Source organism: Trichocoleus sp. Lan (assembly GCF_039961855.1).
GTDB lineage: Bacteria > Cyanobacteriota > Cyanobacteriia > Cyanobacteriales > FACHB-T130 > FACHB-T130.
In genome coordinates this window covers 38,109-60,285 of the sequence record NZ_JAMPKA010000025.1, presented here as the reverse complement: position 1 = coordinate 60,285, position 22,177 = coordinate 38,109, and the positions used below count along the sequence as shown (strand labels likewise).

The 22,177-nt window shown below is 45.2% G+C and carries 16 protein-coding genes and 1 pseudogene; 11 read left to right on the top strand and 6 right to left on the bottom strand.

Annotated features, from left to right (window positions below):
- Positions 1–264: 264 nt before the first annotated feature.
- Complete coding sequence (locus tag NDA03_RS20800; RefSeq protein ID WP_348239016.1) at positions 265–5,613, bottom strand: AAA family ATPase; 5,349 nt, start codon at positions 5,611–5,613, stop codon at positions 265–267.
- On the opposite strand from NDA03_RS20800, the gene NDA03_RS20795 reads away from it, so the two are divergent.
- Positions 5,612–5,740 carry a hypothetical protein gene (locus NDA03_RS20795; protein WP_277877550.1) on the top strand — a complete coding sequence of 43 codons (129 nt, stop codon included), beginning with the start codon at positions 5,612–5,614 and terminating at the stop codon, positions 5,738–5,740. The genes NDA03_RS20800 and NDA03_RS20795 overlap by 2 nt on opposite strands.
- Positions 5,741–6,141: 401 nt before the next feature.
- Here the strand turns inward: NDA03_RS20795 and NDA03_RS20790 are convergent, their stop codons facing one another.
- Together NDA03_RS20790 and NDA03_RS20785 are read right to left on the bottom strand one after the other, a co-directional pair.
- Positions 6,142–7,716 carry an amidase gene (locus tag NDA03_RS20790; RefSeq protein WP_348239015.1) on the bottom strand — a complete coding sequence of 525 codons (1,575 nt, stop codon included), beginning with the start codon at positions 7,714–7,716 and terminating at the stop codon, positions 6,142–6,144.
- Between the two features lie 91 nt (positions 7,717–7,807).
- A complete protein-coding gene (locus NDA03_RS20785) occupies positions 7,808–8,704 on the bottom strand; it encodes an AraC family transcriptional regulator (protein WP_348239014.1) in 897 nt (298 codons plus the stop codon).
- A 113-nt stretch (positions 8,705–8,817) separates the two neighbouring features.
- Here NDA03_RS20785 and NDA03_RS20780 point away from each other — a divergent pair, with 113 nt between their 5' ends.
- Positions 8,818–9,099 (top strand): hypothetical protein, encoded by a 282-nt coding sequence (locus NDA03_RS20780; protein WP_348239013.1) that lies wholly within the window; start codon positions 8,818–8,820, stop codon positions 9,097–9,099.
- On the opposite strand, the gene NDA03_RS20775 is transcribed toward NDA03_RS20780, so the two are convergent.
- On the bottom strand, positions 9,026–10,732 hold the full coding sequence (locus NDA03_RS20775) for an EAL domain-containing protein (RefSeq protein ID WP_348239012.1): 1,707 nt from the start codon (positions 10,730–10,732) through the stop codon (positions 9,026–9,028). The genes NDA03_RS20780 and NDA03_RS20775 overlap by 74 nt on opposite strands.
- A gap of 490 nt (positions 10,733–11,222) precedes the next feature.
- Between NDA03_RS20775 and NDA03_RS20770 the strand changes: the two genes are divergently transcribed.
- The 7 genes and pseudogenes from NDA03_RS20770 (at position 11,223) to NDA03_RS20740 (ending at position 18,347) form a co-directional block, all read left to right on the top strand.
- Positions 11,223–11,360: a hypothetical protein gene (locus NDA03_RS20770; protein WP_348239011.1), complete on the top strand. Its 138-nt coding sequence runs from the start codon at positions 11,223–11,225 to the stop codon at positions 11,358–11,360.
- A 259-nt stretch (positions 11,361–11,619) separates the two neighbouring features.
- Positions 11,620–13,356, top strand: coding sequence for an ABC transporter ATP-binding protein (locus NDA03_RS20765; RefSeq protein ID WP_348239036.1), 1,737 nt, complete (start codon positions 11,620–11,622; stop codon positions 13,354–13,356).
- Between the two features lie 153 nt (positions 13,357–13,509).
- Positions 13,510–13,737 (top strand): hypothetical protein, encoded by a 228-nt coding sequence (locus tag NDA03_RS20760; RefSeq protein WP_190412421.1) that lies wholly within the window; start codon positions 13,510–13,512, stop codon positions 13,735–13,737.
- 53 nt (positions 13,738–13,790) lie between these two features.
- Complete coding sequence (locus tag NDA03_RS20755; RefSeq protein ID WP_190673222.1) at positions 13,791–14,072, top strand: hypothetical protein; 282 nt, start codon at positions 13,791–13,793, stop codon at positions 14,070–14,072.
- Between the two features lie 705 nt (positions 14,073–14,777).
- The gene (locus NDA03_RS20750) at positions 14,778–15,335 is read left to right on the top strand and encodes a PEP-CTERM sorting domain-containing protein (RefSeq protein WP_199302304.1); all 558 of its coding nucleotides are present in this window, start codon (positions 14,778–14,780) and stop codon (positions 15,333–15,335) included.
- A 246-nt stretch (positions 15,336–15,581) separates the two neighbouring features.
- Positions 15,582–15,961: pseudogene (locus NDA03_RS20745) on the top strand (hypothetical protein); the annotation flags it as partial.
- Positions 15,962–16,562: 601 nt separating this feature from the next.
- The gene (locus tag NDA03_RS20740) at positions 16,563–18,347 is read left to right on the top strand and encodes an ABC transporter ATP-binding protein (protein ID WP_190412423.1); all 1,785 of its coding nucleotides are present in this window, start codon (positions 16,563–16,565) and stop codon (positions 18,345–18,347) included.
- A gap of 90 nt (positions 18,348–18,437) precedes the next feature.
- Here NDA03_RS20740 and NDA03_RS20735 read toward each other — a convergent pair whose 3' ends face one another.
- Positions 18,438–19,841, bottom strand: a complete 1,404-nt coding sequence (locus NDA03_RS20735; RefSeq protein WP_348239010.1) for a sugar porter family MFS transporter — start codon at positions 19,839–19,841, stop codon at positions 18,438–18,440.
- A 49-nt stretch (positions 19,842–19,890) separates the two neighbouring features.
- Between NDA03_RS20735 and NDA03_RS20730 the strand changes: the two genes are divergently transcribed.
- On the top strand, positions 19,891–20,070 hold the full coding sequence (locus NDA03_RS20730) for a hypothetical protein (RefSeq protein WP_348239009.1): 180 nt from the start codon (positions 19,891–19,893) through the stop codon (positions 20,068–20,070).
- A 645-nt stretch (positions 20,071–20,715) separates the two neighbouring features.
- The gene (locus NDA03_RS20725) at positions 20,716–21,915 is read left to right on the top strand and encodes a PEP-CTERM sorting domain-containing protein (RefSeq protein WP_348239008.1); all 1,200 of its coding nucleotides are present in this window, start codon (positions 20,716–20,718) and stop codon (positions 21,913–21,915) included.
- Between the two features lie 98 nt (positions 21,916–22,013).
- Here NDA03_RS20725 and NDA03_RS20720 read toward each other — a convergent pair whose 3' ends face one another.
- Positions 22,014–22,163: a hypothetical protein gene (locus NDA03_RS20720; RefSeq protein ID WP_348239007.1), complete on the bottom strand. Its 150-nt coding sequence runs from the start codon at positions 22,161–22,163 to the stop codon at positions 22,014–22,016.
- Positions 22,164–22,177 lie beyond the last annotated feature (14 nt).

Here is a 22,177-nt window from a genome sequence, read left to right as displayed (position 1 = left end):
TAGCCAATGGATGAAAGCCCTACTCAATGGACAATCTAGCGATCGCTTGCCTGATAGAAACTCATGTCATAGGCTCAAATGCTAAACCTAGCTTGGTGTAAGGGTTTCAGCTTTCGCTCAGGCGAGAGTGACAAAAGAGCGATAACAAGCGGTGAAAACGGGTATCATTCATCAGTAAAGAGACAAAGGCTGAAACCTATACATATCAATAATTCCAACTCAGAGTTGCCCTAGGTTGCACCAACCTTCTATTTTTGCCTAGTCCTAATCGGGTTGAGTGCAGCGCTGTTGATAAATTTGAGCTGCTTTATCTGTAGGATTGCGGCGCAGGCACTCAGCAAATAATCGCTCAGCATCTCTAAGCTTTTGCCAATGGTAGAGTATCAAAGCTTCTTCAAATAGCGTTCTCGTGGCTACCTTGCCCTCATAAGTCTCCGGCGGATCGGCATCGAAAACTTCAAACATCGATACCGCTTTTGATTTTCCCTTAACTTTTACGCGATCAATAAGACGGATAGCATACTGGTTAGAATCTGGCAAAGACTGGAAAGTTTGGTGGCTAATTAACAGCGAAATCCCATATTTTTTAGTCAAGCTTTCTATCCGCGATGCTAAATTCACTGCATCACTAATCACCGTGCTATCCATCCGGTTTTTTCCCCCAACCGTACCGAGTATTAAAGAACCTGTATTGATGCCAATGCCAATCTTAATCGGCACGTATCCAGAAGCGGTGCGATGTTGATTATAGTCGGTAAGACGATGCAGCATATCAATTCCTGCTTTCACTGCATTATCTGCCTCGCCACTAAATAGAGCCATAATTGCATCGCCAATATATTTATCAATAAATCCTTGATTTTCAATAATGGCTGGCTCCATGTAAGACAAATAGGAATTAATAAATTTGAAATTGTCTTGAGGGTTCATACTTTCCGATAAAGTTGTGAAGTCGCGAATATCGGAAAAGAGTACCGACATTTCCTGTTGAACTTGGTCGCCTAATTTAACATCAATAATACTTTCTTTATCCAATAATTGGAGGAATTGACGCGGGACAAAGCGCTCAAACGCGTGATTGAGTTCTGTCATGTTGCTGTAGAGACGGGCATTTTCAATGGAAATCGCCGCCTGAGAGGAAAGTAGATTTAAGACTTCTACGCGATCAGGAGTAAAAGCCTCTGTGGTTAGATTATTTTCTAAATAGATAATTCCTGCCAGTTTACCTTGATGTTGGAGAGGGAAACACAAAATTGATTTAGGCTTATGTACTTTGATATAGGGAGAATGAGCAAATTTAGGGTCATTAGCAGCATCGTTCAAGACTACACTTTCCTGCGTACGAGCCACATAGTTAACAATTGTGTGAGACATCAGAAGTTCATCATCAGGTTCCCATATAGACTGGACGGGGATTGACTGCAACACAGTCACGCCATCTTTATCCGCAGCTCCTTCAGCTTCAATTAGCAATTTTCCCTTCTTTTCCAGAATCAAAAAGCCCGTTTGCGCTCCGGCATTCTCAATAATAATCCGCATCAATTTTGCCAGTAATTTATCTAGCATAATTTCTTCAGATAGAGTTTGCGAAGCTTTCATGATTGCGATCAAATCCAGTTCAGAGGAAGTGCTACTTCCTGTTGTGGTAGGCGGCGTAGATAGCTTAGTGCTAAGTGTTCCCCTGTTCGAGGGCTTTCTTTGTAATAAGTGAGGATAGCGCGTATCTAAATCGTTAACTTTAGCTGTTGCACCCCAGCGGAGATAGCAATAACGGGCATCTTGCATATAGACTTGCGCGATTTTATCTTGATCTAAAGCGAGATAAAACTTAGCGGCGAGTTCGTGTGCTAGTGCTTCTTCATTGATGTATTCATGTTCTTTAGCAAGAGCAATAGCTTTTTTGTAATAGTCCATTGCCACAACCTCTGACCCTTGAAATCGGTGCCGTTCTGCTTCTACAAGATAAAATTTATGTAAATGATTCATTGGGGAATGATGCGCCCATTTTTTAAACTTTTTCTGGTTAGATTGCACCTTTCGAGATAGGCGTTTTTGCTGGGATTTTGAGGAGGAAGAATACACAGCAACTCTTGCAAGCGAATCGTAAAAGTAAAATAACGTAGTCGTCAACATCCCTGCTGCACTATCTATATATTTTTCCGCTAGTGCCGCATTGTCTAGCGCTTCCTCGTACTCTCCAAATAGGTAACAAAGTGTCAATTTTTCAAGATATGTATGAAAAAGTAGGGTTTGATCATTCGCCTCAATATCAAGGGGTAGTCTTTTCGATTCGTCATAAATATCACCAATTAAAAGGCAGGGATTTTTCGATTGCCCCATCAGATTCAGAACCCTCTGCCGATTTAGGTTAATGTAATGAAAGTTTCGCTCTTGCTTTAATTTTTGGATAGTATCACTGTATTTGGCTGCCTCCCGCTCAACAACAGCTAACTCCAGCCCCATGCAATAGGAATTGTAGGAGTTCCACAATATGGAATATGTCCCATATTCTAAATCTCCTGTTTCTAGTCCGCTCGAGTAGGCGAGCAGTAAAGGCTGTAATGTCTGCCTTCCATGCTCCTGCCAATGCCTGATAAAGTAATTAACAATAGCGACTGTTTTCGCTTTTACTTTCCTAGCATTGAGCCGCTCTAATAGACTTAAAGCTAGGTTGCCAAATTTGTAGCCTGGTTCAATGTCTCCTAATACTCCGCAAAGAATCAACCCATAAGCTGCATACATCACTGCTGAGAAGGAAGCATTACCGTATTTGACTGATATATTGATACCTTTCAAAATAACCAGCGGTAATAGGTTAGGAGCAGCTATATAGGAAGCAGAACTTACACTCGATAGAATACGAATTGCTGCCAACTTATCAGGATCAGTCATTTCCGGTAATTCGATTAAGTCCTCAATTCGTTTCCCTAGCAAGGCTAACTTTGTCCCCATCAAACCGAGTAAGACATCTAAGTTACTGGGCTTTTTAGGCAAACTTACTCCCAACAGCTTCAGAACTGTTAGTCCAGTATCCACTGCTTCTAATGGCTTGTTCTGCGTTAGATAAGCAGAGATTTTAACTTCATAAACTTTCACTTTATCCAGTAGTCCTTTGCCCTGTTGCAGCACGACTGGAACTAATCTCTCCATTTCATCGAATTGACCGCACAAATAGGCGGCTTCTGCGGCTTCTACATACAGAGCAAGTGTAGTATCGTACTGCGTCTGCCAACTTGACCCGCCTTCACTTCCGCCCTTGCTAAGGAAGGACTCAGAGGGGTTCAACAAATCTAAGCCGTTTGTTAGGTAGGTAAGGGCGGGTTGATAAGCGGCTGAGGCTTTTGCTTTCTTGCCAGCTATTAGGTTTAACTTTGCCAATTCATCTCGCTGCTGCTGGTTTTCAAGCAGATTGCTGCCGAAATTCAATTGATTAACAATGTCAAAGATTTTTTCCTCTTGCTGCTGGAGTGGGGTACTATTCAGGAGTAGTTGACCGATTTGCAGATGGCTTGCTTGCTTGCGGTGTGAGGGAATGAGAGAGTAGGCGGCTTGTTGGATGCGATCGTGGACAAACCTGTAAGCTACCTTGAATTCATCCCCATTTCGGTCTGTTTGCAGAAATTTGTAATCATCTCCCACTGGAACAATTAGACCTTCTCGCACGGCTGACCAGAGCTCGGAAGCCGTTTCTTTTTGCGGCTTTTCACCTACACTTGAGAGAGTTTTTAAATCAAATTGGTTCCCGATACAAGCAGCCGTTTTTAATACTTCTTGCGTCAGTTCTGGTAGTTTTTGAATCTTTTGAGTCATCAACTCAACGACATTATCAGTAATACCTCGTGCTTGAATTTGATCTAAATTCCACTGCCAACTGCTACTGATAAAATCGAAATCTAATAGGTTTTCTGTATAAAGCGACTGGAGAAACTCTTTCAGGAAAAACGGATTACCCTGAGTCTTGGCAAGCACTAATTCGGCTAATGGCTTTGCCCTTTCAGCGTCGCACTTAAGCGTATCAGCAATTAATTGATTGATACAAGTTAAATCTAACGGCGAGAGCAAGATAGAATTTACAGTTGCTCCAGATTTTTGAATGTCTGATAAGGTTATTTTTAAGGGATGGGCTGCACTAACTTCATTATCCCGATATGCCCCAATCAGCAGTAGATACGAAGTATCTACATCGGTCATCATTAGCTGCATTAATTTCAGAGTAGCGATATCTGCCCACTGTAAGTCATCTAGAAAGATAACTAAGGGATGCTGTTGTTGACAAAAGACGTGAATGAAGTTTTGAAAGACTAAGTTAAACCGATTTTGGGATTCACTTGCTGCTAGCTCTAGGACGGCTGGTTGCTTGCCAATAATCAGTTCGATTTCGGGGATAACATCAATAATAATTTGTCCGTTTACTCCTAATGCTGATACGAGTTTGTCACGCCATAGGTGCAGTTGTTCAGACGTTTCAGTTAGCAGTTGTCGAACTAATTCTCGAAATGCACTGACGATAGCACTGTAAGGAATATTTCGCTGGAACTGGTCAAATTTACCAGAAATGTAATAACCGCGTCGTTCAGTAATTGGTTTATAGATTTCTTGAACTAATACTGATTTACCAATCCCGGAATATCCAGCAACGAGCATAAGTTGGCTAGTACCATGAGTGATTCGCTCAAAAGCTGCGAGTAACGTTTCAATTTGAGTTGACCTACCATAGAGCTTTTGCGGGATTTGAAATTTATTAGAAATATCCTGTTCACCTAAAACAAAATCTTCAATTTTCCCATCTGTTTCTAGTTGCCTTAGACATATCACCAAATCATCTCTAATGCCTAGAGCATTTTGGTATCGTTCCTCGGCTGTTTTCGCCAGGAGTTTCATCACGAGTTCTGAAACGACCAGAGGAATTTCGGGATTAATTATATGGGGTGGGATGGGTTGTTTAGCAATATGACAATGAACCAACTCCATTGCATCGATAGCATCAAAAGGCAATTGATTTGTCAATATTTTATAAAAGGTAACTCCGAGCGAGTAAAAATCAGTGCGGTAATCGATTGCTCGATTCATCCTGCCTGTTTGTTCGGGAGAAATATAAGCTAACGTTCCTTCTAAAACATTAGGGCTTTTTAAGGCAGTGTTTTCCCTGGACAAGACTGTGGACAAGCCAAAGTCAATAATTTTTAATTCTCCGGTTTGAGGGTTTAAAACAATATTGGACAGGTTAATATCTTTATGGATAATGTTTGACTGATGAATTCTTCCCAGAGTTTCAGCGATCTGAATGGCAATTTGGAGAAATTCTAATAAGGTAAACTGTCTTTTTTCGAGTAATCTCTCTAAGGATTCTCCACCGAAATCCTCTAATAGTATTACCAGTGTGTTGTTATGTTTTCGTAGCTCGTGAGCCTTCACAACTCCCCCTAGTTCAAAGCTACGGGTGATTTCATATTCCTGCTGGTAACGGACAAGTTCGGCAGGGGTAGGATAGTCTTCTTTGAGGACTTTCAGGATCAGCGGTTGGTTATCTTGTTCTCTAATTCCTCGGTAGACCAGGGAATTGGCACTTTCGTAAATTTGGGCTAAAACTTTAATTCCAGGGAGTTTAATCATGTTTGGGTCTCCATTTTTGGCAGTCATGAACTTTACGGGCGATGGTCAACGACTGCTGATGGTACTCAATCGCCTTGGCCGAGTTGCCCAGGGAAGCGTAAACATTTCGCCAATTACCCAATGCTGACCCTTCACTTTAACGGTCTTTAATCTCTCGGTAGATAATCAATGTCTGTTGACAACACTCAAGGCTTCTTGAAATTGACTTGTCTGACTCTAGTGATTTCTTTGCTCCAACAACTTAGTATCGCAGCCAACAGGCTAGTATTTTTTCTAATATTCATCTAAGGATCGAGGATATATCGCTCTTTTATCACTCTCACCGGAGCGAAAGCTGAAACCATTACAGCAAGCTAGTTTTAGCATTTGAGCCTATGACATGAGTTTCTATCAGGCAAGCGATCGCTAGATTGTCCATTAAGTAGGGCTTTCATCCATTGGCTACTATTTTTATTTTCCTGGAGTGACACAAGAGCGATAACTGCGATCTCTCTTGAAAATAGGGGTCAAGGGAGATGTCAGCCTAACCTAAACAGGTGGATGAATCGGATAGTCAGGTTGCGACTGGAAATGTTCTTCTATTGCCGCCATCACCGCTAAAACAATATCTTCACGCCAGTGACGCGCTGCAACTTGTACACCCACAGGTAACCCAACACTCCCTTGTTCTACTTTGGAAGCTGTTTGCTCACTTAACTGTGTACTAAGTAAGCGATCGCTTTCTTCACCCGGACGCACCCGCGTGACGGATACCACCCCTGCGGGCATACCCAGTAAATTGTACGGGATAGTATAAGTCGCATCCTGGAGTAAATAATTACTACTGCCATGAGTCAGTGCTGGCAGAGCGCAAACTGGAGAGAGTATCGCATCCAATTGCTTAGCTTCCATTGCTGCCATAAAAGCTGCACGGTAGCGGTTACGTTCATCAATCGTTTGCCAATATTCGCTGACGGATACTTCGCCCATATAAGGGAAAAGCTTAGCGATGAGCGACTGACCCATCAATCCAGAAATTGCGGCAATAACTCTGAGTAAAGGTTTTGGCAGAGAAGCTGTTTGAATGGTCTGATTAATTTGTGGATGCCGTTTGCTGTTACCTAACTGCCTTTTCGAGGTTACTAAGCCATCTGCACCATAGAGTTGGAGGTATAACTGTAAAGCTTTAAGCAAGTCTGGAGGTGTCCACTCTTCGACGATCGCACCACGTTTTTCAAGCGAAACAGCAGCTTCTCTCACCGCACGTCGCACGGCAGGGGAAGGAGTAATGATGCCATTGTCAGTGAAAAAAGCGATTCGCAAATTCTCCACTTTGACATCAGACGGTTCGCGCCAAGGTACGGGAGGAATACTAGGGTCAAACGCTTCCTGTCCCGGTGCCGCCAGAACCTTCATCGCCAGGTTCAAGTCAGCGACACTCCGTGCCATTGGGCCGGGTTGTGCCAGTATCGCTTCTTGACCCGGCAACAGGGGTATGTGACCGACCATCGATAACCTACTCGATGTCGGTTTGAGGCTGCAAATCCCACAAGCATGGGCAGGCATCCGGACACTCCCACCAATATCACTCCCCAAGCCAAGACACGAACCCAAAGCTGCGATAATCGCCGCCTCACCGCCACTGCTTCCCCCTGGAGAGCGTTCCGGATTCCAGGGATTCAAGGTGCGACCGTAGACGGGATTATCCGATTCGTTCGATGCTAGCAACTGGGGGACATTGGTTTTGCCTAAAATAATCGCTCCTGCCTGTTGCAGTCTTTTGACCAGTGGCGCATCCTGCTTTGCCGTTTGACTGAGGGCGGAGACTCCCATGTTGGAGACAGTTCCCGCTACATCAAAGGACTCCTTGATAGTGATGGGAACTCCGTGTAATAGTCCGAGTGTTTCTCCCCTAGAACGAGCTTCATCAGCAGCTTTTGCTTGCGATCGCGCTTGCTCAAATAGAGGGATAATAACAGCATTTAAGCGAGGATTAACCTCTTCAATGCGTTGAATGTGCGCCTCAACGACTTCACTAGCAGAAAGTTCTCCAGCCGCAATTTTTTGAGTAATTTCTGTGGCGCTACTGCCAACAATAGCGGAAGGAATTTTAACGGTATCCATTTGCCGCTCACCTTGTAACTCTACATTACTCAGAATTACCTTTCTAATCCAGAGCGTCTTGTAGATTCGTCCAATTTGTTGTACGTTCTTGCTATCCTTGTCGGATATGTCTGGGAGTCACGCCTAGCAGACGTTTCAAGTGACGGTTGAGATGGCTTTGGTTGGCAAAACCAACGCTGTAGGCTACCTCTGCAATACTGAGTTCTCCGTTTAGGAGTAATTCTTTAGCCCGTTCGACTCGACGGCGAATCACATATTGATGCGGAGTCAAGCCCGTTGACTGTTTAAACAAGCGAGTAAAATAATGGGGACTCATCTGCACGATTTTCGCCAGTTCCGCTAAACCTAAATCTCGGTCGAGATGCCCATTAATGTAGTCAATGACTTGCCGCAATTGGTGTTTGGAAAGACCGCCATTATAGTCACGTAGAATAGGTTGGCGTGCTGAGTAGTTTTGTAACAGGTGAACCGCTAGAGCATTAGCCATCGTCTCAGCGTAGAGACGACTCCCTTGAGGATTGTTTTCTAACACTTGCTTAAGTGCCAGCCCAATTTGCAGAACTAGCCCGTCAGATATGGCGAACTGAGGCAATAGCTCAACGTTAGAAGATTCAGCCGATTCGTCAATAGCACGAGCGAAAACATCAGAAGCAATAGCCATAACGATAAAGTCATGTTCTGCATTCCAACAAGAACGATGACTAACTTGGGCAGGAGTAATGACTATATCCCCTTCAACGACTTGCTCATGCCGAATTTTTCCGTCTAGGGTTCGCCGTGCCTGAATTGGAGCATCGGTTTTTGGGAAAATGAGAAGACCATGCCAAAAGGGACTGCAAACTTCAGGAGATTCAAAGGCGGGTGTGCGGAAATGTCCCAGAAAAATGCCATTCCATCCCGCATGAAGACTTGTGAGAATTGGTGAGCGATCGCAGATTTGGATGAGATCGTCTTCCTTGGCGATCGCTCTAGGTTTGGCTTCTGGCATGGGGTGAACTCATCCCTACATGCTTAGTGTATCAATATCGATCTCGTAATTCATCGACACAAAAAGCCGCAGGCGCACAAAGATTCCATTAGAAAGATTGAGCAGCTTCTGCAATGCAACCAAAAGTCTTGTTTATTTGCATAGGAATTCATGAGAGCCAAACCGAAGGCTCCCGATCGCTCTGCGCCAGAAGAAGGCGTGGAAGACTAGGAGCTGTTGTGGATGTGGTTGCACGCCAAAAGCGATCGCACTCACCCAATACGAAACAAGTGCGATCGCTAGAGATTAAGAGAGGCAGTCCAATAGCTAGCCAGATTTTCTCTAGGCTGCGATCGTTTGCTGAGAAGTTTCTTGGAGCATTTGGGCGATCGCATCAGCGGGGACAGGACGGCTAAAGTAGAACCCCTGACCTTCTTCACACCCCCGTCTTTGCAGGTAGTCAAGCTGTTCTTGGGTTTCTATGCCTTCTGCTGTAATGTTCAACCGCAGGCTCTTTGCGAGGGCAATGATGGCATCGGTTACAGCGGCGCTATCAGGATTAGATGTCACATCCTGCACAAATGACCGATCGATCTTGAGCATGGTAACGGGAAAGCGCTTCAAGTAGTTCAGAGAGGAATAGCCGGTGCCAAAATCATCCAAAGCCAGCAAGATACCCAGGTTTCGTAATTGCTCTAAAGTGTTAACAGATCGCTGAACGTCCCCCATGAGGAGGCTTTCAGTCACTTCCAGTTCTAGGTAAGATGCTTTTAACCCGGTTTCCTCAAGGGTTTGGTTGACGACTTCGACTAGATTTGGTTGTTCAAACTGTCGAGCTGACAGATTTACCGATATCCGAATTGGAGGGAATCCGACAAGCTGCCAAGCACGAGTTTGGGCGCAAGCAGTTCGCAAAACCCATTCCCCAATTTGCACGATCGAACCATTTGCTGCTGCAATGGGAATAAACTTAGCTGGAGAAACCAACCCTAGCGTCGGGTGCTGCCAGCGAACCAGGGCTTCCATTGCCGTGATTTTTCTGGTATGCAAATCAATCAAGGGTTGGTAATAAACCACCATTTCGTTGCGCTCAACCGCTCCATGTAATTCATTTTCTAATACCAGTCGTTCCTGCAACTGAGCATTCACTTCTGGCGAATAGAACTGATATTGGCTACGTCCTTGTTGTTTCGCCTGATATAGCGCCAGACGAGCCTGTTGCAACAGTTTATCCACACCATTGCGATCTCCTAGGTCATTAATCGCGATACCAATACTGGCGGTAATCCGAATCGAGTTTCCCTCTAAAAAGAAGGGTTTTGCCAGCGTACTTACTAGCAACTGGGATAGCTTGATCGCGCTCTCAAAGCAGGGAATTTCCGTTAGCGCGATCGCAAATTCATCTCCACTCACATGAGCCAAAATCTCTGTTTGACCCATACAGGTTGTCAAACGTTGGGCAACTGCTCTTAACAGCAAATTTAAGGTTTCCCGATCCACTGTATGACTCATATCAGTGAAATCGTCGATACCCAACAAAAGCACTGCTACCAGCCGCTGGTTGTTTTCAGATTGGGATACTATCTGATGCAAGCGATCGCAGAATAAATCCCGATTGGGTAATCCAGTCAGTCCATCGTAGTTGCTGATGTAGTGAATTAATTCATCTAACTTATGAAGAGTTTGTGAGGTATCTGCCATTAATGTGCCTGCTTCATCGGCAAATTCTGTAGGCAGTTCGGGTAACTTTTTGGTATTCAAATAGTCTTGTAATGCAGCAGATGTCAAAATGACTGGGGCGAGGAGGTGGCGTAGTGCATACAGAGTAGCTGCTGTACCCACTAAGGTAGCCAACAGAGCAATCACCAGCACTCGCACTGTCATTTCCCAGGAATAAGAGTTTGAAATAACGAAAGTTATCAATAAGGTTAAAAGTGGTACGTGAGTGCCTAAAAATGCCACCAACATAATTTTGGCGGTATAGCTTTTCTTAAGCAGTCCGAACCGAGCTAGAAAGGAGTACAGGGCAAGCTTGCAATTGAGTTTCATAGATGCTGCTCAAGGGTTAAAAGTTGGCAAATTACTTACCAAGTAATATGGCAGAACCATATCTGGCATTTTGGAGCTATCGAGGATTACTTTCCTTTTAAATCAGCTGATGCAAGGTTACATTGATAACCTTAAATGTGGTATTTACCTAAACCAAATTTTAGAATTTTGATACATCTGACTACACAGTACATTTTTGAAATCATAAATGTTTACCGTACAATCACTGATTTATAAAAAAATTAAGAATAAATAAAGCTTTGATCTCCGAGAAATTAGGGAAAGTGAAAGCGATCGCCAGAGTTTAAGTTACTCAGTGTAATGCTTTGAGCGTGGGACGACCGGGAAAGATTGCGATCGCATATACAGCATTTTTCAGTTAGGTGGAGTAGATGGCGGTTCTAACGTTCGATAGAGGCTTTTTAATTGCTATGCCGCTATAGATGTATGGCACCCAAACGAGAATTGCTATAGATTTCCAGTGACTTCGATGAGGTGGGTAGATGAGGTATTGGCGTGGGTGGGTTTCCTCACATCTTGCAACCTGGTGGTTGAAACCGCACAGCGATCGCAAGCACACAAACAAAACCTGGCTACGCAGGTTATAAAATCCTTGATTCTCGGTTAGTCTGCGCTTTTAGGGCTGGAAATGCGATCGCCCCAGAATTCTATTGTGACGGCTTACGGCTTAGTGTTACGGCTTAGTGCAAGATGCGATCGCGACTTGTAGTGAGGCGTGAGGCGACGGTTATGCAAAGCAGCTTGTCCTTGAGGATTGCAGCTTTTTTCCATCGAATCTTAGTTAATCTTAGTCAGGAGAGACTTTTCTAAATACAGAAGGGTAAATTCTATTGGTTCAGCAATCAGAACTCCAAAACAAGTCATCGATGCAGCCGCTTCAGCGGGTGCTGGGAAGTTTAAGCGCCTACCGTTGGATCTCGATAGGGGCGTTGCTTAGTTCCTTGCTCTTAACGGCTGCTTATGCCGTCACTCCCCAACTGTTTCGTTGGGGAATCGATGAAGGGATTGCCCAGCGAAACCTCCAAATTGTGTTTTACAGCGCTGGATGGATGGTCGTTGCTGCGATCGCGCGCGGTTTGTTTAACTTCGGACAAAGTTTTTGGGCAGAAACCGCATCTCAGGGGGTTGCCTACGATCTGCGAAACAAGATTTTCAGCAAGATTCAAAACCTCAGTTTCAGCTATCACGACCAATCCCAGACTTCTCAACTGCTAACTCGCGTCACTAGCGATATTGAGCAAATCCGCACGTTCCTCAGTACGAGCCTGATGCAAGTGATCGGTGCAGTCATAACACTTGTCAGCATTGCCACCATCCTGCTGTTAATGAACTGGCAACTAGCGCTGATTACGCTAACAGTCGTACCCATCTCAGGGTGGTTGTTGGCGCAATTTCTCACCAAAAATAGCCGGTTGTTCGGGCAAGTTCAGGAGCAACTCGGTAATCTGAATACTGTATTGCAAGAGAACCTGCTGGGCGTGCGAGTGGTAAAAGCGTTTGTCCGAGAATCAGCAGAAGCAAAGCGTTACACGACGCTGAATGATGCGTTGATTGTGACCAACATGAAGACCATTCGCGCCATCCGCGATACTTTTCCGTTCATCTTTTTGCTCAGTAACTTGGTGACAGTCGTTGTCATCGGTTATGGGGGTGCAGAGGTCATTGAAAATCGGTTTTCAATTGGAGAATTGGTAGCGTTTAACTCTTACTTGCTGTTGATTCTTCAACCCGTTTTATTAATAGGATTTGCGGCTCCCGCGATCGCGCAAGCGGCAGCATCTGCCGAACGAGTCTATGAAGTAGTGGATGCAGAGATTGAAATTCGCGATCGCCCTGGTGCTGTCCCTTTTGAAACTTGCGGCGGTCGAATTACATTTGAAAATGTCTCGTTCCGCTATCCAGGAGCCACCACAGAAGCCCTGAAAGGTGTTTCTTTTGAAACTAAACCGAAAGAACTCATCGCCATTCTGGGGATGACTGGTTCCGGGAAAAGCACCATTATCAACCTGATTCCGCGCTTCTATGATGTTACGGCGGGGTCAGTTCGCATCGATGGACGAGATGTGCGGGACTTCACCCTAACAAGCTTGCGATCGCATATTGGCATTGTATTTCAGGAAACCACGCTGTTCTCTGGCACCATCCGCGAGAATATTGCTTATGCTAAGCCTGATGCAGACTTGGAGCAAGTCATTGAAGTCGCAAAAGCCACGCAAATGCACGACTTTATTACTAGCTTGCCCGATGGTTACGAAACGATTGTTGGAGAACGGGGTGTAGGCTTATCGGGCGGACAAAAGCAACGGATCGCGATCGCTCGCACATTGCTGACAGATTACAGCATTCTCATCCTCGATGACAGCACCTCTGCCGTAGATGCCAGAACCGCTGCCCAGATTCAGGAGGAACTCGATCGCCTGATGCGCCAAAAGGCTTGCACGACCTTTGCGATCGCTCAACGCATTAGTACCGTGCGGAATGCCGATCGGATTTTGTTGATGGATCAAGGACGACTAATGGCGCAAGGAACGCATGAAGAATTGATGCAAAATAGTCCACTTTACGGGGCAATTTTAGAATCGCAGGTAAAGCGAACAAGTTGATAAACACAATCATAATATGCGGTTCTCAGTTGAGTGGAATTGCGATTCTAGAAGAGTTATTTGAACGTCTGGAGCAGCAGCATTACTCCCACCATATGAGAAGAGAACTGCTATAATCGGGGCACAATTAATTCATCTTGCCGCCCGATTCTCTTGCTATTTAACTCCTATACCTTTATCTTCTGCTTTTTACCGATTACTCTAATTGGCTTTTTTGCCCTAAAAAAATTTCGCTTGATCTGGGTAGCGATCGCGTGGTTACTGCTAGCCTCCCTCGCGTTTTACAGTTATTGGAGCATCACCTTCCTACCCGTGTTGTTGGGATTGATCGCTGTTAACTACTCCGTGAGTAGGCTGATTAGGCAAGCGATCGCGACTTAGGTATCTGCCTCAACCTCGTGCTCCTAGGCTTTTACAAGTATGCCAGCTTTGCCATGACTGTGGTCAATCAACTGCTCAATACAGGCTGGAGTATTCCTGCAATTCCCTTGCCTCCAGGTATCTCCTTCTACACCTTTACCCCGATTGCTTATTTGGTGGACACCAATCGCGGCAAAACCCTAGACACCAACCCGATCGCCTACAGTCAATTTGTGACATTCTTCCCTCACCTCATTTCCGGTCCAATTCCCCGTGATCATGAGTTGATGCCCCAATTCCTCAACCTAAAACACTTCATTTTTTCCCATCGAAACTTGGCATTAGGATTGACATAGTTCACGCTGGGATTGTTTAAAAAAGTCGTGATTGTCGAGCATCTAGCTCCGTGGGTTTCCCAGTGTTCAGCCATGCCAGTGCTGTCACGTTGATTGAGGCATGGGTAGGAGTAATAAGTTATACACTCCAACTTTATTTTGATTTCTGTTGGTCCAGAAACAGGGTTTCTTTTGCACCTACTTCGGTGAATGAAACATCGCTGCTAAGCTAAGCTTCTATGTACCACCAAGATGCTAGAGCCTACGTATCCCTCCCCACACTGACGAAAGAACGTCGTAGAGCGGCATCTTGCCGGAAATTCGCCTGTAGGTGACATTCACGCAAGTGTGAATGCACATAATTTGCATTTGTCAATACTTATGTGCCAAATTTATCGAGTCTAAACACAACTTTTTACGTATTATGACGGATGAAAGCCCCTGAACATCAGTGTTTTGGCTGGATTTTAAGTCCTGTTAGCGATATTTCTATCTATCTTTAGGTATATTTTTTTGATGAAGATAGGCTCAAAACGTTGACTTCACCGATCGGGGTATGCCAATCTGTTCTCAGTGATGACACTCTAATGAGCGCGAAATTATCTAACTACAGTAAGTTTTTACAGATATTGATGGGTAGTTTCTACTAATCCGAAGGTTTTCGCGAATCGTACTTCTAGAGTAATTCTCACTGTCAACCTTAATTTGTTTGGAGAGATCGGAAAAATGGCTACCTCAACTATCATGACTGCAAACATTCTGAAGAAGTTAGTGTTAGGTGTCGCTGTTGGCGCTGTTTCCCTAGTTTCCATGAAAGCAAATCCAGCTAATGCAGCTTCTTTTAACTTCTCATTCGTATGGAATTATAATCAGCAGGAATATGGAACTGGAAGTGTAGAAGGCTTTGACAATGATTCAGATGGCCTTCTGACCAAAAATGAACTTACTTCTTTTAATACCTCTTTACCTTTGGAGGGGGCTTATCTTAATTTGAACGATTTATTTGGTTTTGGTAGTTTTGACTTAAATACAGGGGTGTGGAACGCAGACGCACCTGGCTGGGGTCAACCCAATTTGGCCTGGTTCAGTTGGAATGGGGGAGGCAACTCTGTGAATCCGCTGTGGGCTACTATGACAACTAATGATTATGTCCCGACACCGCCGACACCGCCTGCGACCGTCCCCGAACCCGCTTCTACCTTCGGCTTGCTGGCATTAGGTGCAATGGGTGCTGGTTCCATGCTGAAGCGCAAACAGCAACAAAAAGCGACAGTTAAAGCATAACTTAACAACCTAAACCGATTCAATAACAGAAGGGTTAGGCTAACAGTTGCAACAAACCTGTCAAACCAATTAAAGCACAATCCGTGTTTTTCCCAGTGGAAAGCGCGGCTATTTTTTTGGGGGGGATGATGCAATGGCGCTAGAAAGCGGGTTTCTGGGGTGGGATCTGAGCAAAGAATGTTTGGTGCGATCGCACCTCTACTTTAAGTTACCATTTCCTTGTCGCCATCAGCTAAACTTCCTCATGTTAACCCAAAGCAAATCCACCAAGTGCTACAGGCTCATAGCGAAGGCACCAGTTTACGAGGGATTAGTCGCATCAGTGGACTGGCTTACAACACGGTTGTGAGTATTGTTCGCTCATCGAGTGCCAAAGCTCAGTTGGTTCATAACAACCAAGTTGAACAGGTCACAACCGAGGCAACAAACAGGTCGGTGGCATCGTAGACAAAACAAATTTGGCAAAGTGTGGGAGCTTTCCGTCACTAACAACGCGACTCGTGGTGAGTTACTTCAACTGGATTTGGCAGCATAGTCGATTGAAGACAACGGCGGCTCAGCGAGCTGGACTGGCTGACCACCCTTGGAGTTGGCATGATCTTGCTACCTTCCCAACAATAACCTGATGCACTACCGTTGATTCTTATATCTCTCTACTCAGTAGCTTCTATGTAGTAGTAACACCCAAGTTTGCGAGTTATAATCTGACCATTCTTAATCAGGTCGTGAACTCGCTGACGAGTTACGCATAGCAGCAAAGCTGTTTGAGCTACAGAAAGTAAGTCAGGGCTGTCCTTTGAAGCAAGGTCTGTCATACGATAAGCTAAAAGGGTGCTTTGATCTCACAAATCCTTCGTCAATATTGCATTTGTGACTTCAACTATCTGTAAGCTCTTAATTTCGCTGAGAAATGCGATCGCGTATTGCTTGAGGCACATTCTCCCAGTCTTGGTCTGTCATTGGTGTTGCCGGAGCGAACTCTAACCCTTCCAGTAGCAGTGATTCCAGCCGTTCCTTCTTTTCGTGCCCGATCCTGACGGATTAACTTGCAAAAATACTCGCTGACTGTACTATAGCCACCGGGTCATAAGAATTCCTCCAAGCCTCACAGCCTACATAATGTCAAATTATGCCATAACAAACAGTGAGCTATGACGGATGTGGGTTTGAGAGAGTCCTTCCAGACGATACGATAGCGAAGTGAAAAAATAAGTCGGGAATAAAAGCATGAGAGTCCCAGGCCCCGTTGTCGCATCCGAGCAAAAAGCAACTCACCAACTCTCAACTCTGCGGCGCTTTTTACGATATCTCCGACCTTATCGGAAAGAAATTCCCATTGCTTTAACCTTAGTGGCGATTGGGGCTACAACGCAATCCATTGGCCCTTTTTTGATTGGTTGGTCTATTGACAATCTGATTGCGCGGGGAAATCTGCGGGGATTGTTATTGATGTTGGGGGTACTGGGACTGATCTACATCCTCGGTGTTTGGGCAATTCGAGGACAGATTATGCGCGTGGGTTCGATCGTGCAGCGCGTACTGGCTCAACTGCGGCAAGATATTTTTATTAAAATCCAAAGCCTTCCAATCAGCTTTTTCGATCGCAGCGAAGCGGGTGATTTGATGAGCCGCTTGCTGAATGATGTGAATACAGTGAATCAAGCATTTGGACAGACGATTGCCCAAATGTTGGGCAACACGTTCAGCTTAATTGGCATTATTATTGCCATGCTCTCAATCGATCTGAAACTTGGTTTGCTGAGCAATTTAGCGGTGCCATTGATGATTTTCACGACTGGCTTGTTTTCCCGCTGGGCAAGAGCGAGATTTCGCGTCACGCGGCAGACAATCGGCGATCTTTCCGCCAAGCTAGAAGAAGGTATCAGCAGTGTCCGGGAAGCACAAGCATTTAATCGCATCCAACTCAATATTGAAGAGTTTGATGTTGTCAACGCAGCCAATCGCGATGCCAACGTTGAAGCAGTGGCAATTACGGCTGCATTTTTGCCGTCGATTGATTTTCTCAATACATTAGCTACCGCCGCAGTGTTGGCGTATGGAGGATATCTGGCGGTGACAGGAGCCGCAACTGTGGGGGTTGTAACCTCCTTTTTACTATACGTTCAGCAGTTCTTTCGTCCTATCCAAATTCTCAGCCAATTTTATACGCAAGCTCAATCGGCGATGGCAGGTTTGGAGCGGATTTTTCTACTGTTAGATGAACCTTCGCAACTTAACGATGCCCCTAATGCGACTGAGATGCCGCCTATTCAGGGTGAGGTGCGGTTTGAAGCGGTGACATTTGGCTATACCCCTACTCAACTCGTACTCAAAGGGGTGAATCTGCACGCTCAACCGGGACAGATGATTGCATTAGTTGGACCAACCGGAGCGGGTAAAAGTACGATTATTAACTTAATTCTGCGCTTCTACGATGTGTCTGGGGGCGCAGTTAAAATTGATGGGATTGATGTACGGAGCGTGACGCAGGCGAGTTTGCGTCGTCAAATTGGCATTGTTTTGCAAGACAATATTTTGTTCAGCGGTACAGTTGCGGAAAATATTGCTTTCGGCTGTCCTCACGCCACGCAAGCTGATATTGAAGCAGCGGCGCAATTAGCTAATGTGCATGAATTTATCATTTCCTTGCCGCAAGGATACGCGACTCAATTGGGAGAACGGGGTGCGCCTCTGAGCCAAGGACAGCGACAGCTGGTAAGTATTGCGCGTGCTGTATTAATCAACCCCCGAATTTTGATTCTGGATGAAGCTACCAGTAGTATTGATACTCGCACAGAAGCGCTGGTGCAGGATGCGATCGCGCGTCTACTCCAAAGTCGCACAAGCTTTGTGATTGCCCACCGCCTCAGTACAGTAACGCAAGCCGATCAAGTGTTAGTGATTCAGCAAGGACAAATTGTGGAACGAGGTACTCACGCAGAACTCATCGCTCAACAAGGTGTCTATGCCAATCTCTATGCACTTCAACTGGGTGCAAATTCTACTCAATAGGGTGGTGCAAGGATGCTGGTTAAAACTTAGCGCGATCGCACTCTGCTCAATTACCGCCGATAACCAAAGAACCTGCGGTGAAAGTCGATACTACACCATTTCCTCTAGTTCTTTACCCTTGGTTTCTTTTATCAGCAGCAGCACGAAGAACAAGGAAATCGCCGCAGCAGTCGCATACAAGCCATAGGCAAAGCCTAAACCCACATCCTTGAGAGGGGGAAAGGTCGTGGACACCGCAAAGTTGGCAATCCACTGAGCCGCAGCAGCGACGGATAGTGCCGCCCCGCGAATCCGATTGTTAAACATCTCCCCTAGCATCACCCAAACGACGGGTCCCCAAGAGAAGCCGAAGCAGAAGACGTAGAGGTTAGCAGCTAGCAAGGCAATGATGCCAGAGTTTCCGGTTAGGGAGGGGTTCCCGGCGGCATCTAGGGGCGCACTGCCAAAAGTTGCCGCCAGCGTTCCTAGGGTAAGAGTCATGCCCAGAGAACCCAGGATCAGCAGAGGTTTGCGTCCAAACTTGTCCACGAAAGCGATCGCGACTAGCGTTGTCACAATATTGGTGATACTGGTAATCACCGTAATCCACAGCGAATCCTTCTCGGAAAAGCCTACCGCCTGCCACAGCACGCTGCTGTAGTAGAAAATCACGTTAATCCCTACCAACTGTTGTAGAACAGATAACCCAATACCAACCCAGACTATCGTGAGTAAGCCATGCCTACCCATGAGATCGGACAGTTGAGGTTTGCGTTCCCGCAATACCGTCTGCCGAATCTCCTGTACTTTCGCCTCAACATCTCCACCCAAAACCTTTGCCAAAACCGAAGCTGCTTCTGCTTCCCGTCCTTGAGCGACCAAGTAGCGGGGTGATTCTGGAATCCGCAGTGCGCCTACTGCATAGGCAATGGCAGCTGGGATCTCAGTCCAGAACATCCAACGCCAAGCCGGGACTCCAAACCAGAAGGGCGCTTCGGCGGAACCAGCAGCAACAGCGATGAAGTAGTCGCACAGCAAGGCAATGAATATCCCGGTAACGATCGCAAGTTGCTGGAGAGAACCGAGTCGTCCGCGCAGGTGTGCAGGGGAAACTTCGGCAATGTAGGCGGGGGCGATAACGCTCGCAGCACCAACTGCTACCCCGCCCACCAATCGCCAAACCATGAAATCCCAAATAGTAAAGGCAATACCGGAACCTACGGCGCTGATAAAAAACATAATAGCCGCGACGATCATCGTCTTTACCCGCCCATAGCGATCGGCGATCTGTCCGGCAAAGAAGGCTCCCACCGCCGAACCCAAAAGTGCGGAGGAAACAGCGAATCCCGTTGCCACACTACCGGCTTGAAAATCTTTTCCTAAAGCGGCTACCGCACCATTAATTACGGCAGTATCAAAACCAAATAAAAAGCCGCCAATCGCAGCTACCAGCGCCAGCATCAGCACATAGGATGTGCTGGCTTTAGGCATAACAGGTTTGTTGTGAATAGTCATTTGTTAATCCCTAAGTCAAACGCAAATGCAAAGCTAAATTGATTTCGATTTGCTCATCCATACAAACTTTGAAACGCAAAGCCTGCCAAGCGATAGCCAGCAACCTATCGTGGTAGCTTTCTATCGCTTGACGATTACCGCCAGTACGTTGCGCGATCGCTCATGTACTACGGCAGTTTTTACTTTTGTGAACTTTGGAGACAACGAGCGGATTTGTCTCCTGGCTTAGGTTCGATAGCTAGTCTGTGTTTAATGTGAGAACTGGGATAAACCGGGTTATCAGAAAGATGTAAATTTATTTCTCATCATGAGAACATTGTTTGATCCCACCTTCTGACTAGCATCAATCTTTAGGATTAAACCAAGGAAAACGTAAGGAAATGTAAGATTTAGCGAAGAAACTTAACATAATCCCCAGATTAGAGCAAATATGCCAAAATCCAGGAGCGTCAGGTTGTAAATATTAGTTGATATACGCGATCGCAAGGAGAGTTATCTAGAAGCAAATTGACAGACTACACGACCTGTGAAAACACATTCATGTACCGGATGCGATCGCAAGTGTCACCGAATCAAATTTCTCTTCACCATCAGTCCGTTCACCAGTGCGTTTTGCGGTAACATTAAGCACTCCCTAGCTTTCTGATAGATCGTTAATTTCAGTTTCATTTCATCCCTACTCACTCCAAAATCCGTTTGCTGAACTGAAGAGTGTTCCTCCACCTTACGCCAGTATCCAAGTTTAATTAATAACCTTTTTCAGTGAAGCTTACACAAAAATCCGGTAAATCTTGCGTAAAGCTACGCTTTCACTGGCAAATTTGGGGTATTTTTTGTCTAACAGATACAAGTCTAAATCTATGGGAGGAGCCTTATGAAAATTAAAATTTTTACATTTAAACCATTCATCAAGCTACTGAACCTGTCAGCTTTAATCACTTTAAGTACCGCTGCCATTTTAGACCTTGGAGCTTCTGGAGCAGATGCTGCCTTATTAATTGGTAATACTAAAACCAACAATGTAGTGCGTTATGACGATAAGACAGGAAAGTTTTTGGGTGATTTTATTGCCCCTGGTAGTGGTGGCTTATCTAACCCAGATGATTTAGTATTTGGTCCTGATGGAAATCTCTATATCAGCAGTGGTAGTAGTTCTACAGGACAGATATTGCGCTACAACGGCAAGACAGGTGCATTCATCGATATATTTGCTTCAGGGGGAAATCTCACTCGTCCCTATGGTATGGTATTTGGGCCTGATGGCTATCTTTATGTGAGTAGCTTTCTTACAGACACAATCCTACGCTATAACGCTACGACAGGCGCATTTGTAGATGTATTTGCTTCAGGAAATGGCTTACCTGGTGGTTTAAACGGCCCAAATGATTTGTTGTTTACACCTGATGGTAAGTTGCTCGTTTCTACTCAGGGTAGCGTTGCCATTCCTGGTGATGCTAACACAGATGGCATCATTTCACCTGGAGAGTTTGTTCCTGACTTTAGCCAGGGACTTCCCAGCCAGATATTGAGTTATGACATTAAAACGAAACAGTCTACTGTTTTAGTAGATTCAGCTACTCCACTTCCCAACAGTTTCAACTTCGTCAGCTTTTTGGGTCTAGCACTCAGCCCTAAGGGAGATTTGTTCACCACTGACTTCGCTAATGGACTTCGGGCTTATGACATTAATTCAGGTGCATTAAAAGCGACCATTCCAACGGACTATACTTCAACCCCTGGAGGTTTTAGTAATAACTTTATTGGCAATTTGACTTTCATTGGAAATACCCTTTTTACTGTTGGTTTTGACTTTACCAAAAACGATTATGGAGCGATTCTACGCTATGACAGCGTAACAGGGAATGCTCAACCTTCGGCAGGTAATCAAGGTGCAGTCTTTGTCTCAACTAACAGTAATCTTCAGCGTCCAATTGGCATTACATCGATTGCATCTGTACCAGAAGCAACCGCTACGATAAGTTTGTTTGCATTTGGTACATTCTGCGCGGTCTTTCTCCGGAAGTCTAATCGAAAAAACCGCTGCTTGCACGCAGAAGATACAGTTATCAGTTAACGAGATTATAGCGCTCGTGAAGGTATTACAACTGATTCCTTCACGGGCGAATTCAAGTGCCTTCATTTTACGCGATCGCCTTTATGGATGCTGTTGGGTTAAAAATGATTTGCATTTGCACCCAATGGAACTTCGTTTCGAGCATCTTTGAGCAATTCGGCAATTGCAGATAGGTGTTGGGAAGTTAGCGATCGCGCTTTGTGTAAAGTCAAAGTAAAGAACTGCCGTACCTTCATCATGGAAGACAAAGCAGTGAAAAAAA

What these genes read in the sequence shown, in the direction of transcription:
- NDA03_RS20790 (WP_348239015.1), bottom strand. Translation starts at nt 7,716, where the DNA reads ATGGATACCGTTAAAATTCCTTCCGCTATTGTTGGCAGTAGCGCCACA.
- NDA03_RS20765 (WP_348239036.1), top strand. Translation starts at nt 11,620, where the DNA reads ATGCAGCCGCTTCAGCGGGTGCTGGGAAGTTTAAGCGCCTACCGTTGG.
- NDA03_RS20800 (WP_348239016.1), bottom strand. Translation starts at nt 5,613, where the DNA reads ATGATTAAACTCCCTGGAATTAAAGTTTTAGCCCAAATTTACGAAAGT.
- NDA03_RS20740 (WP_190412423.1), top strand. Translation starts at nt 16,563, where the DNA reads ATGAGAGTCCCAGGCCCCGTTGTCGCATCCGAGCAAAAAGCAACTCAC.
- NDA03_RS20755 (WP_190673222.1), top strand. Translation starts at nt 13,791, where the DNA reads ATGACTGTGGTCAATCAACTGCTCAATACAGGCTGGAGTATTCCTGCA.
- NDA03_RS20750 (WP_199302304.1), top strand. Translation starts at nt 14,778, where the DNA reads ATGGCTACCTCAACTATCATGACTGCAAACATTCTGAAGAAGTTAGTG.
- NDA03_RS20725 (WP_348239008.1), top strand. Translation starts at nt 20,716, where the DNA reads ATGAAAATTAAAATTTTTACATTTAAACCATTCATCAAGCTACTGAAC.
- NDA03_RS20780 (WP_348239013.1), top strand. Translation starts at nt 8,818, where the DNA reads ATGCAACCAAAAGTCTTGTTTATTTGCATAGGAATTCATGAGAGCCAA.
- NDA03_RS20775 (WP_348239012.1), bottom strand. Translation starts at nt 10,732, where the DNA reads ATGAAACTCAATTGCAAGCTTGCCCTGTACTCCTTTCTAGCTCGGTTC.
- NDA03_RS20770 (WP_348239011.1), top strand. Translation starts at nt 11,223, where the DNA reads ATGAGGTGGGTAGATGAGGTATTGGCGTGGGTGGGTTTCCTCACATCT.
- NDA03_RS20795 (WP_277877550.1), top strand. Translation starts at nt 5,612, where the DNA reads ATGTTTGGGTCTCCATTTTTGGCAGTCATGAACTTTACGGGCGATGGT.
- NDA03_RS20735 (WP_348239010.1), bottom strand. Translation starts at nt 19,841, where the DNA reads ATGACTATTCACAACAAACCTGTTATGCCTAAAGCCAGCACATCCTAT.
- NDA03_RS20785 (WP_348239014.1), bottom strand. Translation starts at nt 8,704, where the DNA reads ATGCCAGAAGCCAAACCTAGAGCGATCGCCAAGGAAGACGATCTCATC.